General features: G+C 48.7%; 13 protein-coding genes. 10 read left to right on the top strand and 3 right to left on the bottom strand.

Features of this window, described 5'->3' with window-relative positions:
- Positions 1-30 precede the first annotated feature (30 nt).
- A complete protein-coding gene (locus BS614_RS20660; protein WP_074095384.1) occupies positions 31-849 on the bottom strand; it encodes an SPL family radical SAM protein in 819 nt (272 codons plus the stop codon).
- The gene (locus BS614_RS20655) at positions 846-1,430 is read right to left on the bottom strand and encodes a bifunctional transcriptional activator/DNA repair enzyme AdaA (RefSeq protein ID WP_244898174.1); all 585 of its coding nucleotides are present in this window, start codon (positions 1,428-1,430) and stop codon (positions 846-848) included. The genes BS614_RS20660 and BS614_RS20655 overlap by 4 nt, the downstream gene beginning before the upstream one ends.
- Before the next feature lie 190 nt (positions 1,431-1,620).
- Between BS614_RS20655 and BS614_RS20650 the strand changes: the two genes are divergently transcribed.
- From BS614_RS20650 to BS614_RS20640, 3 genes are read left to right on the top strand one after another with little or no spacing between them, the layout of a single operon-like run.
- Complete coding sequence (locus tag BS614_RS20650; protein ID WP_074095383.1) at positions 1,621-2,601, top strand: Gfo/Idh/MocA family protein; 981 nt, start codon at positions 1,621-1,623, stop codon at positions 2,599-2,601.
- A gap of 30 nt (positions 2,602-2,631) precedes the next feature.
- Entirely contained in the window at positions 2,632-3,402 is a 771-nt protein-coding gene (locus tag BS614_RS20645) for an SAM-dependent methyltransferase (RefSeq protein ID WP_084174651.1), read from the top strand.
- Positions 3,403-3,414: 12 nt separating this feature from the next.
- Positions 3,415-4,308, top strand: a complete 894-nt coding sequence (locus BS614_RS20640) for an NAD-dependent epimerase/dehydratase family protein (RefSeq protein WP_074095382.1) — start codon at positions 3,415-3,417, stop codon at positions 4,306-4,308.
- A 424-nt stretch (positions 4,309-4,732) separates the two neighbouring features.
- Here BS614_RS20640 and BS614_RS20635 read toward each other — a convergent pair whose 3' ends face one another.
- On the bottom strand, positions 4,733-5,749 hold the full coding sequence (locus BS614_RS20635; protein WP_074095381.1) for a LacI family DNA-binding transcriptional regulator: 1,017 nt from the start codon (positions 5,747-5,749) through the stop codon (positions 4,733-4,735).
- A gap of 412 nt (positions 5,750-6,161) precedes the next feature.
- Between BS614_RS20635 and BS614_RS20630 the strand changes: the two genes are divergently transcribed.
- The 7 genes from BS614_RS20630 (at position 6,162) to BS614_RS20600 (ending at position 16,535) form a co-directional block, all read left to right on the top strand.
- Entirely contained in the window at positions 6,162-7,952 is a 1,791-nt protein-coding gene (locus tag BS614_RS20630) for an L-fucose isomerase (RefSeq protein ID WP_074095380.1), read from the top strand.
- A gap of 124 nt (positions 7,953-8,076) precedes the next feature.
- On the top strand, positions 8,077-9,567 hold the full coding sequence (locus BS614_RS20625; protein WP_074095379.1) for a rhamnulokinase: 1,491 nt from the start codon (positions 8,077-8,079) through the stop codon (positions 9,565-9,567).
- 69 nt (positions 9,568-9,636) lie between these two features.
- The gene (locus BS614_RS20620; protein ID WP_074095378.1) at positions 9,637-10,299 is read left to right on the top strand and encodes a class II aldolase/adducin family protein; all 663 of its coding nucleotides are present in this window, start codon (positions 9,637-9,639) and stop codon (positions 10,297-10,299) included.
- A 243-nt stretch (positions 10,300-10,542) separates the two neighbouring features.
- Positions 10,543-11,271, top strand: a complete 729-nt coding sequence (locus tag BS614_RS20615) for an FCD domain-containing protein (RefSeq protein ID WP_235193939.1) — start codon at positions 10,543-10,545, stop codon at positions 11,269-11,271.
- A gap of 40 nt (positions 11,272-11,311) precedes the next feature.
- Positions 11,312-13,360, top strand: coding sequence for a hydantoinase/oxoprolinase family protein (locus BS614_RS20610; protein ID WP_084174649.1), 2,049 nt, complete (start codon positions 11,312-11,314; stop codon positions 13,358-13,360).
- Entirely contained in the window at positions 13,357-15,330 is a 1,974-nt protein-coding gene (locus BS614_RS20605) for a hydantoinase B/oxoprolinase family protein (RefSeq protein WP_074095377.1), read from the top strand. The genes BS614_RS20610 and BS614_RS20605 overlap by 4 nt, the downstream gene beginning before the upstream one ends.
- A 68-nt stretch (positions 15,331-15,398) precedes the next feature.
- On the top strand, positions 15,399-16,535 hold the full coding sequence (locus tag BS614_RS20600; RefSeq protein ID WP_074095376.1) for an ABC transporter substrate-binding protein: 1,137 nt from the start codon (positions 15,399-15,401) through the stop codon (positions 16,533-16,535).
- The last annotated feature ends 31 nt before the right edge of the window (positions 16,536-16,566 follow it).

The raw sequence follows: 16,566 nt of genomic DNA, 5'->3' as shown, positions 1-16,566 counted from the left end.
AATAATCTTTAGTCCAACTTATATATCCATTTAGGGCTCAAATCCCGCCTGACTGATCCAGATCTCATCCTCGGCAAAATAGTCTTTCATCCGCTGAACTACAGTCTGATACGCATCTGGATGATACCAATGCTCCATCCCCACTTGCTGATAGAGCGACTCCATACCGAGTCGGCGGGTGCGCTTGCCTTCGCTACCATCACCCATGAAATAATCGTCAATGCATACACGCTGAACCAGAGGTCTCAAGATGGCTACAAACTGTTCACTGCTGGGTAATACGGGAGCAATCGCAACCTGCGTGGGTATTCCGGCATCCCGCAACTGTTCCAGTGCACGTAATCGGCCTGCAATTGGGGGAGCGGAAGGACTGAAATGCTTCCGCATATCGTCCAGATCTGTCTCCACCGTCATGCTGACCCGAACCCGGTCACCTAACTGCTGTAACAGATCTATATCCCGGGTAACGAGTGGACTGCGGGTCTGGACTAATACGAAATCTGGAGGATGCTGTACCATCGTTTCAAGTAATGAACGCGTGATACACTCCTTGTATTCGGCGGGTTGATACGGGTCGGTACTGGATGACATGAACAGAGTAACTTTCCCTTTGGTCAGGGCACGCTGCAACTCTTTGGCGAACACCCGGGAGGCCTCTTGTTTTACATCCACCCAGCCCCCCCAATCCTCTTTACGAAATAGGGAGACAGGCATCTGTCTGACATAACAATAAGAACAACCGAAGGCGCAGCCTGTGTAAGGATTCAGTGTATGTGTATATCCATTAAGGAACCCTGTCCCCTTGTTGAGTAACGTTTTGGGTACTTTGTAAGTAAGATTTGTCTTCATAAGTTCTCATGCCTTTCGCGGTAGTGTGCAGGTGTGAGACCTGTGTGTTTGCGAAATACAGTAATGAAATAAGCTGAGTTAGGTATACCGACATGGCGGCCAATATCGGTGACGGTAAGTCCGGTATGTTCAAGCAACTTCCGAGCTTCGGTAATTCGTTTATCCTGAATATATTGAACCGGTGTGCGGCCTGTAATCCGCTTGAACACACGATGCAGATGATATGGACTGCCATGACTTACAGTGGCAAGGACATCCAAGGTTAGAGGTTCGGCGTAATGATGTTCGATGTAATCCGTGATCCCGTATATCCACTCCTGATCAGGAACCCGCTCGCCTGTTGGTTTGCAACGTTTGCAGGGTCTGAACTTTAATGCTAACGCTTCTTCAACATGTTGAAATATCAGCACATTTTCAGCTTTGGGTGCTCTGGACTTACAGGAAGGTCGGCAAAAGATACCCGTTGTTTGCACACCGTAAAAGAACGTTCCATCATAAGAATTATCGTTGTGGATGATGGCGTGCCAGTATTTTTCATCTATAGATTCGGGCAGTATGCGATCTTGATCTCGACTTTCCACGATGATCACCTCATCTCTAATTATACCCATGATTCGAAGGGATTGACGAAGTTCTAACTTAAAAAGCAAGATATCAATATTTGGGGATATGGCCCCTTCCTTCAATCTGAACGAAATATGAGCTACAATATACAGGATGGAAGTGGTTTATATCTCAAATGAAATTTATAGATGAAAGAGGTAGGTAAGCATGGTTCGTTTTGGAGTAGTGGGTACCAACTGGATTACAGAAAGGCTTCTTGAAGCCGCAGCACAGGTTGAAGGATTCAAATTAACCGCCGTGTATTCAAGAACTGAAGATAAGGCTAATGCATTCGCAGATAAATATGATGTTGAACACCGCTTCACCGATCTGGAAGAGTTGGCAGCAAGTGATGTGATTGATGCAGTCTACATCGCAACACCAAATACGGTTCATGCGGAGCAGGCTGAGCTTTTTCTGAGAAACGGTAAACATGTATTGTGCGAGAAACCTCTGGCTGCAAATAGCGCCGAAGTTCGGAGTATGATCGATACAGCACGAGAACACGAGGTTCTGCTCATGGAAGCGATGAAATCTACCCTTGTTCCCCAGTTCAAAATGGTGCAGAAGAGCCTGCATAAAATCGGTCCTGTCCGCAAATACGTAGCAGGATACTCTCAGTATTCTTCGCGTTACGACAAGTACAAAGAGGGGATTGTCCTGAACGCGTTCAAGCCTGAACTCGCTAATGGGGCGTTAATGGATCTCGGTGTGTATTGTCTCTATCCATTGATTACATTGTTCGGTGCACCTAACCGGGTTCAATCCCAAGCGATGATGCTGGAATCTGGTGTGGATGGACAAGGTAGCGTGCTGCTGGACTATGATGGAATGGATGCGGTCGTTACATACTCCAAAATCTCCAACTCTCATCTACCAAGCGAAATCATGGGTGAGCTGGGCAGCATCATCATTGACAAGATTGGTTCACCGGAACATGCAGAGATACGATACAATGACGGTACGGTGGAGAAGCTCACAGTCGAACAAAACCATCCGGCGATGTATTATGAAGTGGAGGAGTTCGTGAATCTGGTTCAGCAAGGCCGTAAGGAATCTGACATGAACACGTATGAACGCTCCTATGTTACGATGCAGGTCATGGATCAGATTCGGAAGCAGATTGGGCTTGTGTTCCCTAACGATTGATTCAAGCGCAGGAAAGGAAGCTGAGACGAGATGAGCAGAGATGAGCTGAGCAACAATGGAGAGCATCAGAAGAACAGCGGAGAAGATCAGGAGTCCAATGATTCTGGCGGTTTGGAACTGAAACAGATTGTTTTCATAGGAAGAACCTTCGAGGAATATATGAAGATGTTCAACTTAACGGTGGACGAGATTAATGGCAAGTCTATTCTGGATTGTCCAGGTGGAGCGTGTTCATTCAGTAGCCAGGCGCGCAAATTGGGTGCCAACCCCATGGCCGTGGATATGGCCTACGAATATGAGATCGACGAGCTTGAAGTAAAGGGATTTCAGGACATTGAGCATACGATGAAACAGATGGAATCGGTGCAAAGCATATATGTGTGGGATCAATTTGGATCAATCCAGGGGTTAAAGGAAGAGCGAACTCGTGCCATCACAGATTGCATCGCAGATATGAGAAAGTTTCCTGACCGTTATGTGGCGTCTGTGCTCCCGGATCTACCCTTTGCCGATAAACAGTTCGATCTGACGTTATCCGCCCATTTCCTGTTTACGTATGCGGATCGATTGGATGTTGATTTTCATGTTGCAACCGTGATGGAACTGCTGCGTGTGACCAAACAAGAGGTTCGCATTTTTCCAACAGTGGATCTGTCTGGCGAACGTTACAAACACATGGATGAGTTGAAATTAATACTCGAAGAGCGTGGGTGCACGGTATCCGAAGAACCAACTTCATATGAGTTTCAACGGAATGCTCACACCATGCTTCAAATTGTTAAACATAATCGAACAAGATAGGAGGTTTTTTGGATGAATAAAGTTCTTATACTTGGGGGTACACGTTTTTTCGGTAAACGTCTGGTGGATCACTTGCTGTGGGAAGGGAAGTCTCAGATCACAGTCGCAACTCGTGGTAAAACGGATGTTGACTTCGGACCCGAAGTAAACCGAATCAAGATGGATCGTGAAGACCCGGAATCTCTGGCAGAGGTTGCACAGACAGACATGTGGGATGTTGTGTACGATAATATCTGTTATTCCCCAGATGCGGCGAAAGCGGCATGTGAAGCTTTTGCAGGACGCACCAAAAGATACGTTCTGACATCCACACTCTCGGTGTACGGTGATCCCAGACCTGGATTTAAGGAAACGGATTTTGACCCGTATACATATCCATTACAGTATGGGAGTGCAGAGGATTTTTCGTATGGAGAAGGCAAACGGCTTGCGGAGGCTGTATTTTTCCAGGAAGCAGATTTCCCGGTTGTGGCGATGCGCATTCCCATTGTACTCGGGATCGATGATTATACGAGAAGACTTCATTTTCATATTGAACATGTGCAAAAAGGAAAACCGATCGGCATGCCAAATCCGGATGCAGAGATTGGATTCATTAATTCCACTGAAGCGGCAAGATTTCTCGCTTGGCTTGGGCATTCGTCCATTACTGGTCCGGTGAATGCAGCTTCCAAGGGCGCGATTACGCTGTCAGCCATGATACATCTGATCGAGACGGTCACGGGCATGCAGTCCCAGATCCTCACGGAAACGGTGAAAGAGGACATGTCACCCTTCGGAATTGAGCAATCATGGACGATGGAGACGACCAAAGCTGAACAAGCGGGATATACGTTTGAACCTCTAATGGAATGGTTCCCGGGACTCGTTCGTGAGGTTGCTTTAGCATTACAGTCTGAGCGGTAGAAATATCGGCTCGGATGGAACTGAATGAAACGACGAGCCTGAATGAAACAGACTAACCACACGGCTCGAACGACGGATTATTTCAGCGAATGAACTTCAAACAGGGTGCAACCAGAGTGTAATCTCCGGTGCACCCTGTTTATGTTGTACATTTTTCGAATTTGAGCGGGATCTAATCCAGATAAGTGGGACTAATCATTTACACGATAACGGAGAGGACAGAAAAAACTTGAAAAAGCGAAGCGTTCGCCTACAAGCTTTCTGCAAGAAAGCTACATCGGAAGCATACGCTATCTCCGGATTTCCTCTTTAAAAGGGAATGAAAAAATCTGGAGATAACAGCGATTGGAAGGTTGTTCTGTTATCGTAGTGTCAGTGTAAATAATTTTTGGTCCACTTATTTAGTCAACTCACGTGCTTAAGTCTATTCTTGCTCACGTGGAGCAGTAGCTGAAGCCCGTATGCGCAGTTCTGACGGTAGAATGACGGTTTGGGCTTCGGAAGGGGCCTTGCCCTCAATTCGGTCAATCAGCATCTGTACGCCCTGAAACCCAAAGTCATATGCTGGCTGTGCAGCTACAGTTAGGAAAGGATCAAAAGCAGAAGCCAGATCCAGATCGTCGAAACACACAACAGAGATGTCTTCTGGTACACGCAGTCCTCGTTTGCGCAAAAGCCGAATGACCCCAATCGCCAGCATGTTGTTGGCGGCAAAAATGGCTGTTGGTTGATCCGGTTGAGAGAGTAGTCGATCCAGTCCCTCTTCATCGCTGAAATCCCGGTACCCGGTTCGAAGCACAAGCTCGGGATCAATATCAGCTCCGGCCTCACGTAAACCCGCTATATAACCTTCCTCCCGCAGTCTGGCGGTAGAAACCTCCGAAGAACCATTGACCAGTGCAATGCGCCGGTGACCCAATTGCACCAGATATCGGATCAGCTCAATCGCGCCTTCCCGGCTATCTCCGGCAATAATATCTGAGGTAATACCAGGTACGGTGCGGTCCAGAAAGACAAACGGAATGTGACGTTCCTGCAGCTGTTTCAGATGAGGCAGAGAACGATCCCCCGCAGGGGCATAGAGTACACCATCCACACGAGTAGACAGAATTGCATCCACGTAATCCTTTTCCTTATTGTAATCCTCGTCACTATTGCCGAATAAAAGACGGTACCCACGAAGATGGGCTGCATCTTCAGCACCACGCGCCAGTGTTGTATAAAAAGGGTTGGTAATATCCGTAATAAGCAGGGAGAGCATCTGGGTTCGTTGAAGCACAAGGCTGCGTGCATTGGAGTTCGGGATGTAACCCAGTTCGTCGATCACCTGTTGCACACGTTCACGTGTCGCGGAACTTATACGGCCTGTATGATTAATGACCTTGGAGACCGTCATGGCGGAGACGTTGGCTTTTTTGGCAATATCGTAAATGGTAATCATTAGAATCTAACCTTTCCGCAACATAGTCTTACCATTCTATAGGATAATGCCAATTGACAGCAAGATAGGCTCATGCTATGTTAGGGTTACCGATAACCCTAAAGGGTTCTGAACGTCTTTACTACATAAACCATTTCGTTGAATTCGCTCATGCACGTTCCATTTTCTTGAATAGAGGAACTACATACATAGCTAATTAATGAAATGGTTTATTGTTATTTTTTTAAATATGTAAACGTATTCAAACTAAAATAAGGCTCTTGGCAATCTGTGTATGCAGCTCTTGTATACCATTCGGGTATCGGTTGTATTTCCGTCATTATTTCATTCCAATCAATGCATATGAATCAGACAGAAGGTTTCTCAATTCAACCCAAATCCTATGAAACGATTTGAAGGAGGACATTCCAGTATGACACACCAGGATTATCGTTATAAACAGGCTTTCCCCAAGATTGGTATTCGTCCCACGATTGATGGAAGACGCAAGGGTGTTCGGGAGTCACTGGAAGAGCAAACGATGCGGATGGCGACATCTGTTGCGGAACTGCTTGCAGCCGAACTGCGTTATCCTGACGGGTCCGCGGTGGAATGTGTTGTGGCCGAGACCTGTATTGGCGGAGTGGCCGAAGCGGCCGCAGCATCAGAACTATTCAGTCGTTCCAACGTTGGCGTAACGATCACCGTGACACCGTGCTGGTGTTATGGTACGGAAACGATGGATATGTCACCATCCATTCCTACTGCTATCTGGGGGTTTAACGGGACTGAACGTCCGGGTGCAGTCTATCTGGCAGCGGTACTTTCTGCTCATGCACAGAAGGGGATTCCTGCCTTTGGAATCTATGGAGAGGATGTTCAGGACGGCGGGGATACAACGATTCCCGATGACGTGCGTGAGAAATTGCTCCGGTTCAGCCGTGCGGGACTTGCAGCCGCGACCTTGAAAGGGCAAGCCTATCTGTCTATTGGATCAGTATCCATGGGGATTGCAGGCTCAATTGTGAACGATTCATTTTTCCAGGAGTATCTGGGCATGCGTAATGAATACGTGGATATGAGTGAACTCACTCGTCGTATCGAAGAAGAAATCTACGACCCCGAGGAGTATAAGCTCGCACTGGCCTGGGTGAAGGAGAATTGTAGCGAAGGTGCGGACAACAACGCTGCCCATCTGCAAACGGATCGCAAACGCAAAGAGTACGAATGGGAAACAGTCGTGAAAATGACCCAAATCGTGCGTGACTTGATGGCTGGCAATCCAAGATTGGCAGAGCTTGGTTTTACAGAGGAATCGATGGGTCATCACGCGATTGTATCCGGCTTCCAGGGACAACGGCAGTGGACGGATCATTCTCCGAACGGAGATTTTCTCGAGTCGATATTGAATTCTTCCTTTGACTGGAATGGCAAACGTGCGCCTTATCTGGTTGCAACGGAAAATGACAGCCTGAACGGTGTATCGATGTTATTCGGTTCGTTGCTCACACATACGGCTCAGATCTTCGCTGATGTGCGTACGTATTGGAGTCCGGATTCGGTACAGCGTGTGACGGGACATCAGTTGGAAGGAAATGCGAAGGACGGCATTCTGCATCTGATCAACTCTGGTTCGGCAGCCTTGGATGGCACTGGACAACAGTCCAGAGATGGTAAGCCTGTACTCAAGCCTTTCTGGGAAATTACAGATGAGGAAGTTCAGGACTGCCTAAAAGCAACATCATGGAGACCGGCATCCGTAGAGTATTTCCGCGGGGGCGGCTATTCAGCGGATTTCCTGACCAAAGGCGGCATGCCTGTAACGATGACACGTCTGAATCTGGTCAAAGGACTGGGTCCAGTGTTGCAAATCGCTCAGGGTTACACGGTTGATCTGCCTGAAGATGTGCATGATACGCTGGATCAGCGGACAGATCCAACCTGGCCATCCACCTGGTTTGCACCTGTTCTAACCGGATCAGGAGCGTTTACTTCCGTATACGAAGTCATGAATCAATGGGGCGCCAACCATGGCTCCATCTCGTATGGACACATCGGTGCTGATCTGATTACGCTCGCTTCCATGCTTCGCATTCCGGTAAACATGCACAATGTCCCAGAATCGGAGATTTTCCGTCCGCGTGCATGGGGATTATTCGGCACAAGTGAGCCGGAGAGCGCAGACTACCGTGCTTGCAGTGTGTTTGGCCCGTTGTATCGTTAAAATAAAGATTCATTCCTGTCAAACGCCATGTTCCTTGTGAAATGAGGTAACATGGCGTTCTCTTGAAAGCTGTGTTCAGAACTCGAATACGGCTTATCGCGTAGAGTTAAGGAGGCTTGAAAGAATGGGCGATCAAGCAACACATGTGCTTACTGCCGATTACGGCGCTGGGAGTGGACGCGTAGTCCAGGGTTCTTTTGATGGAAACAGACTCTTGTTACAAGAAGTGCATCGATTCAACAACGAACCCGTGCAGCTGGGGGACGGATTGTATTGGGATTTCTTGCGACTTTTTCATGAATTAAAGCAAGGCATTGTGAAAGGGACGCAAGGCATCTCTCCATCGGTCCGTTCTATAGCAGTGGATACGTGGGGAGTGGACTATGGACTGGTGGATGGTGCAGGAAGGTTGTGCTCGAACCCACGTCACTACCGGGAAGCGCGTAATGCACAGTGGATGGAAGAAGTTCTGCACCTTGTGAAAGAAGAAGAACTGTATGCCATGTCCGGCGTTCTGCCGCAGCAGATCAATACCGTATTTCAACTGTTAGGCAGTGTACGAGAGCAGGCCGAAGATTTGCGTCTGGATGTGCGCATGTTATTTATGCCGGATTTATTTCACTATTATCTATCCGGTCAGCAGGCTTGTGAGTATACGATTGCGAGTACCAGCGGGCTGTTGCATGCAGGCGAGGCACGTTGGAATGAAAATCTGATCGGGCGTCTCGGTATACCGGAAACATTATTTCCAAAACTCGTTCAACCGGGTACCGTGCTGGGCGATTTAACAAATGAGTTGTGCGCCGAGTTACGGACTGGACCGATGCAGGTAGTCTCTGTGGGCTCACATGATACGGCATCTGCCTTGGCAGCGATTCCTGCGATGGATTCGGATTTTGCTTTTATCAGCTGTGGAACTTGGTCTCTTATGGGTGTGGAGCGTGATACACCTGTATTGGATGACCGAAGTCGTGCATTAGGATTCACCAATGAAGGGACGGTAAGTGGAAAAGTACGCACCCTGAAAAATCATTCAGGCTTGTGGCTGCTACAGGAATGCAAACGGCAATGGGAGCGGGAGAATCAACTTTTTACACATGAAGAACTGATTCAATTGGCTACCTTGGCAACGCCGCATCAAAGTTATGTATCGCCGGGAGATGACGTGTATTTGGCGCCAGGGAATATGGCTGAACGAATACGGCAACAATGCAATCTCACCGGACAGACTGTGCCTGAAACGACTGGAGCGATCGTACGCTGCATTCTGGAAAGTCTTGCACTGGAATTCAGACAGACGCTGGATGAATTGCAGTTGATTACAGGTACAAGACCTCGTGTCATTCATATGGTCGGTGGCGGTGTGCACAATCGACTACTATGCCAGTTTACAGCCAATGCAGCCGGTGTCCCGGTGGTGGCAGGCCCGGCAGAGGCGACTTCAGCCGGGAATTGCATGCTGCAATTCCTTGCGCATGGAGAAGTGAGTAGCTTGGCCGAGGTACGGGAGGTCATGGCTGCTTCCTTTTCCCCCGAGACCTATGAGCCTGAGGATACAGAGCTGTGGCAGGAAGCTTATGAAAGCTACCAAAGTCTGAATCAAATCAAAAGGTAATGAACAGATTCAATGCAATGAGCATTGACGAAAATGCTACAAAGAAAAGTATGAGGAGTGGAGAGCAACATGTCTGAAGAGCAAGTAAGGGAAGAGTTGACGAAGTATGCACGTAGAGCAGTTGCCCAAGGGTTGGTTGTAGGACCCGGTGGGAATTTGAGCGCTCGCTCTGGGGGAACGATGTTGTTGTCTCCGAGCGGTTATGCACTTGAAGATCTGGAGCCTGACGAATGGATCGCCATTGATATCGAGACAGGAGAGACTCGTGCGGGAACAACACGTCCTTCTTCCGAAGTATTGATGCATCTGTACAGTTATCGTGTGAACCCTGATATCCAAGCCATTGTGCATACGCATCCGGCATATACGATCGCACTTAGTCTCGTTTTCGATGAATTGCCACACTTGTTCCCTGATCAGTCCGCTTTGGTGGGCGATATCGGATTTGTTCCATACGTTCTGCCAACGACGAAACAACTTGCCGATGCAGTCTCAGCAAAGGTAGCAGAACATACGGCACTCATTCTCGTCAATCACGGATTGGTCACAACGGGTAAAAACCTCCGCGAAGCCTATTACCGCACCCAAGTGGTGGAAGAAAGCGCGAAGGTATATATGATCGCCAAGGCAGCGGGGGAACCCAAAGTGTTAACTGCTGAAGAATATAAGGAAATTCAATCCCTTGAAAGTGAAGCCTACCGTGTGCAGTTGCTGCAACAACTCAAGTCCTGATACCTTAAGGGCAGATTGCATCCTCCAGATAAACGCTGGAATAAAGGATGTGAAATGCTCTTTTTTAATTTGAATTTTGAAATAGAAAGGCGCAGATTATAGCTGAAGAAATAATTCGCACTATTTTGATGAGAATTGTTGAAATTGTGATGTCTGCAAGGTATACTAACGTTAATCATCAGTGAGTAACAACAATAAGATAGAAGATTAAAAACAATTAAGTATCTAAGAGGGGTGAAATCAGTGGGTCCTGAGCTAAACGAAATGGAGTTGGAATACGAACTGCTGAAGCAGCTTCGAGACGCTAACGCTCCCATCGGGGCCAGTACGTTGGTTCATACTTTGGGCAAAACGTATGGTCTGAGTCAGGCAACCATCGGAAGAAGACTTATGGAGATGGATGTTGAAGGTTTTACAGTTCTGGAAGGTCGCAAGGGAAGAACTTTGACCGAACAGGGTCTGGATCGAATGAAGACGTTGGAAAAAGATTTGCAGCAACAAAGCGTGAACTCACAGTTAATTCAGATGCTGAACCATTCCGGGGAAAAGGCTCTGCTAGATGTTCTCGTTGCCAGAAGGGCACTTGAGCGAGAAATCGCTTCCCTGGCAGCACAGCGTGCCTCGAAAGAATACATAGTACTGTTGCAAGCCTCGATTAACAACCAGCATGAATTGCTTTCCAAGAATATTATACCATACGAGGAGGACCGGGAGTTTCACAGATTGCTGGCTTATGCTGCGCAAAACCAAATTCTTCTGCATGCGGTTGAACTGGTATGGGAGACAAGCCGCGATTTTCTGGAAACAGCGTATATTCGCCGGAGAGTAGGAAGTGAATTAGTTGTGGATCATCAGCAGATTCTGGATGCTATTGTAGCGGGCTCTCCGGAGCAGGCTGAAGCGGCAATGGTGAATCATATTAACCAAATGATCGATGATGTCAAACGTTATTTCGCCATGCAAAACCAATAACATTCCCAGAATGAGACCCGGTGATAAAGGAGTTGAGCTTGTGGACACAATCTACCGTCTAGGCATAGATATCGGAGGTACTTTCACGGATGCGCTGGTGATGGACCATCAGGGCAGGGTGATTGCGGCGCTGAAGACGCCATCGATTGCAGTAGCTCCGGAACAGGCGATTTTTAACGCACTTGATCAGTTGAAGGCGAGTGGCGTGAATATTCATGAGATTGATCTGTTTGTGCATGGAACAACGCTTGGCGTCAACACGTTGATTGAGCGAAATGGCGCAGTTACAGGTCTGCTGGTCACTAAAGGATTCCGTGACATTCTTGAAATCCGACGGTTGCGACTTGAGGATACAACCAATCTGTATGGTGACAAGACCGATGCGCTGGTACCGAGACATCGCGTTAAGGAAGTCGATGAACGGGTCATTGCGAGTGGAGGCATTCTCCAGTCACTGAATGAGGAACAACTGTTGCAAGCGGTGGATGAGCTGGTGGAGGATGGCGTTACCGCTTTGGCGATTAGCTTTTTACATGCTTATGTGAATCCCGCTCATGAGCAGCTTGCGGAAGATCTGATCAGGGAACGTTATCCGCAACTGTTCATCTGCCGAAGCAGCGCCATCTGGCCACAACAGCGTGAGTTCGAACGAACACTCGCAACGGCCATGAACGCTTATGTAGGTGAACGGATGGGGTCTTACTTCCTGCGTCTGCAAGAAGGGATTCAGGCATACGGCCTCAAAGCCAACTTGCTGTCGACCATGTCCAACGGTGGAATTATGACGGCTGCCAGAGCGGCTAATGAGCCGGTACGTACACTTCTGTCCGGGCCTGCTTCCGGTGTAATCGCCGCGACCCATATTGCTGAACGAGCGGGCATTCATCAGGTCATCACATTTGACATGGGTGGGACAAGTGTTGACGTTGCCCTCATTGACAAAGAACCGAGTTATTCTTCTGAGAACAAGGTTGGAGATTTTCCTGTCATCATTCCCGCTGTTGATGTAACGGCTATAGGAGCTGGTGGTGGTTCAATTGCCTGGCTTGATTCCGTAGGCGTACTCAAGGTGGGGCCACGGAGCGCGGGAGCCAACCCCGGTCCGGCATGTTATCAGCGCGGGGGAGAAGATCCGACAACCACAGATGCCTATCTACAGCTCGGTATCCTGCATGCTGACCGTTTCCTTGGCGGACAAATGCGTCTGTATCCCGAACTTGCAGAGCGTACTCTGGGCAATCTGGGAGAAAAGCTTGGACTGAATGCCGAACAGACTGCACAAGCCATTCTTGATGTGGCAACCGCCAATATGTACGCCCAGTTTTCTCCCCTCATGGCTCGCAAGGGTGTTGATCCCCGCGATTTTACATTGCTCGCATATGGTGGAGCCGGCCCGATGCATGCTTTTCTGATGGCACGTGAGGTAGGTATCGGCAGAGTGCTGATCCCGCCATCTCCGGGAACATTGTGTGCCATGGGCTGCACGGTTGCCAATCTTCGCAATGATTTCGTTCATACGTTACACAAAAGTACCCAGACTCTGGAGTCTGGTGAATTAAGCTCTCTTTTTGCTGAATTGGAAAACCAGGGACGTAGCTGGGTCGATGAGGAAGCCCGTGGTGGTGTCAAGCTGGACAATATTTATTGCCTATACAGTGCGGATATGCGATATGAGGGACAGGCCTTTGATCTTGAGGTCACGCTGACATTGGAAGAAATTGAAGATCCCAAGAAGGCAGGGATTAAATTCCATACATCTTACCAAAACGTGTTTGGCATTAGTCAGCCAGAGGCAGAGGTTATGTTTGTAAGTCTCAGAGCGACCATTGTTGGTGTTTTGCCTACCCATAACAAGGTAGATTCGGCAAATTTGCCATTTGATGAGAGTGCAGCGGAAGAAAGGCTCATCACCTTTGACCATGTACAGCAGACAGCCAAGGTACTGAAAAGGGGACAGATTCCATCTGTGGATGCTCCCATCCCCGGGCCCATTATTGTGGAGGAATATGATACAACGATCTTTATCCCACCTGGATATAAGGTACACCGGGATGGCCACGGGAACGTGATTGGGGAGGTGGAAGCATGATCGGCGACAAGGTCTTTCTTGAGATTTTCAACAACCGGATTCAAGCTGCCGTGGAAGAAATGGCAAATGTCGTTCTGCGCACAGGATTCACCGCTTTTGTCAAAGAAACGGGCGATTTTGGAACCTACCTCTTATCTCCATCCGGGGAAACGTTCGGGTCACCGCTGGAGACGGGTTACAATCTGTCTCTGGGCATCCCTGCTGCTGCGACCATTAACAGCATTGAAGACTGGAAAGAAGGGGATCTCGTCATATGTAATGATCCTTATTCCACTAAAGGCATGGTCACACACCTTCCAGACATTCATCTCATCAAGCCTTATTTTCACGAAGGGCGAATCATCGCTTACGGCATGTGCTTTGTTCATTCATCCGATGTGGGCGGCAAGGTACCCGGGAGCGTATCTCCCAGCGCCTACGATATTCATATGGAAGGCATTCGAATCGCACCAGTCAAGCTGTATGAAGCTGGTGTTCTGAACGAGCAGATCCTGCGCATGTTTCTGGACAACAGCCGAATTCCGGAGCAAAATCTCGGTGATCTCAAAGCGCTTATGGCTGCATTGAATCGGGGAGAGCAGCGGCTTGAGGAACTCATTGCACGTTATGGCGTGGAAAAAATTCAGCAGGGCATCGAACAATTGCTGGAATACGCCGAGTTGAAGGCACGTGTTATCGTGCAGGATATCCCGGACGGTTCCTATGACTTCTGGGACTACCTGGAGAAAGGACCAGGGGGATATCCTATCCGGTTACGCTGCAAGATGACGATTGTAGGCAGTGACATTCATCTGGACTTTAGCGGCACCGATCCTCAGGTCAGGGCTTCATTCAACATTCCTACCCACAACCAACAGGGCCATTACATGCTGGTGCCCGCACTCATTCGTTATTTCCGTACGCTTGATCCGACCATTCCTTGGAATTCGGGCATGATTCGTATGGTGCGAAATTACGCGCCGCCTGCTTCCGTACTTAACCCAGAGCCGATGGCAGCAGTTGGGGCACGTGCTGCGACCTTTATCCGGCTGATGGACGTTATCACGGGAGCACTAGGGAAAGCTCAGGGCAGTATGGTTCCCGCGGCAGGAGCTGGACAAGCCTGCATCGTCATGATGGCGATGACAGATGCATCCGATGGCAAGAAAAAGGTGGGCGTAATTCAGCCGATCTGCGGAGGTTCGGGAGCTAGGCCGATGAAAGACGGGATTGACGGGATGGATTTTGCGGTCGGTCATCTTCGGAATATTCCTGCGGAAACGGTGGAATCCGAGATGCCTGTGTTGATTGAACATTATGGTCTTCGTGCTGACTCGGCAGGTGCAGGTACCTTCCGCGGTGGAAGCGGGATTGACCTGTGCGTCAGAATTCTAACACCGGATACCGTGATGACGGCCAGAAATATGGAGCGTATGGAGTTCCAGCCTTGGGGCAGACTCGGTGGCGGCGTAGGTTCACATGGAGAAGCGATTCTTAATGCTGGACGTGCAAGTGAGGATCATCTGGGAAGAATTGATGAGTTGCTGCTTCAACCTGGAGAAACAGTTACGTTTCTTTCACAAGGCGGAGGCGGATATGGAGATCCATATGAGCGTGATTCTCGTCTGGTTCTGGAAGATGTAAGAAGTGGGCTGGTATCCCCGGAGAAAGCCCTTGAGTTATACGGTGTTGTGATTGACGACCTGGAGCTGAACGAGAGCGATACGGAACAAATGCGAGCCAAGCGACCGCGGCAGCAGGAGGAATTCGCCTATGGCAAGGCGCGGGAGCAATTTGAAGACATATGGAGCGATGAGATGCAGGTAACGCTGAATCAGGCCTTGCTGAATGCTCCGCTTGCACTAAGAGACTACCTGAAGCGTCAGACCATGGGCGTTGTAGAGGAGAGGTATAAGGATTCCCTATCTGTAGATCCACGGGAGATATCCGACATTATGGAAGGTTTACGCCAGCAAATAGGGTTGCATTGATCAAGTATATGGAAACTATCTAGTTCTGTTTTATCGGTAAAACCAACTACATGGATGGGGGAATTTGCATGTTCAAATCCAATAAAAAACGCTTTCTTAGCCTCGCCTCTCTAACATTGGCCGGTACATTGGTGCTTTCCGCCTGCGGTGGGGCAGGCAGCTCAAGTAATACTGCCGGAGAGAGCGACTCTTCAGGAGCAAGCGGAGACAAAGTTAAGCTGACGATGTTTATCTGGGCTGGCTCCAATCAGGATGTCGTTCCCAAAGAAGTAGTTGCCGAGTATGTGAAAGAGCATCCCAACGTTGAAGTCACCTTTGAGGAATCCTCCAATTCGGTAATGTACCCCAAGATGGTCGCAGGCAAGCAGGCTGATGCCAACAATCCGGTGGTTAACTTCGGTTACTTCAATGCAGATGCGACGGCAAAAGGATTGAATGATGACATGTGGGAACCACTGGATACCAGTATCGTTACTAATATCAAGGATATTCCGGAGTCCTTCCACAAGCCAGACAATAAAGGTGTGGTCTGGGGCGTTTCAAGCTTCGCCCTGGTGTATAACAAAGACCTGGTGAAAACGCCACCTACCAGCTGGAACGATCTATGGGATAACGAGGAGTTCAAAGGAAAAACTGCGCTCTGGGATTACATGTTCTATTCCTATATCTCCCCACTTATTGCTGCCAAAGGTCAAGAGATTGGCGCATCCTATGAAAATCCCGAGCAAGCCTTCCAGTTCTGGGCAGATCGGAGTGACCAGATTGGCACATTGGTTTCATCCAATGATCAGCTGAAGGCACTTCTGGAGTCAGGTGATGCTCTCATTGCCCCATTCAGTGCACAGGTTGCACAGACATGGATTGATGGCGGTTCTCCACTGGCCGTAGCATATCCGAGCGAAGGGGCCATCTCCTTCCCGTACACACTTCAGGTCGTGAAGGGCTCGACACCTGAGCAGGCACGTGTTGCAAACGAAATTATTAACGAATTGCTGAGCGCAGAGGCGCTGTCACAATATGCAGAAGCAACGGGTACGCCGGTAACCAGTACGACAGCTGCAGTTCCGGACAAGTACAAGGATGATCCTTCCTTCTCCGTCGAAACGCAAAGTAACGGCATTAATCCAGACTGGGATGTGCTTGCACAGAACAGTTCTTCCTGGAAAGAACTATGGGACCGACTCGTGAAAACAAAGCTTCAATAAAACGATTGTTGTCAGGCATACAACGATTCCG

The sequence above is a fragment of the Paenibacillus xylanexedens genome (assembly GCF_001908275.1).
Classification (GTDB): Bacteria; Bacillota; Bacilli; order Paenibacillales; family Paenibacillaceae; genus Paenibacillus; species Paenibacillus xylanexedens_A.
This window is presented reverse-complemented; position numbering and strand designations above follow the sequence as displayed.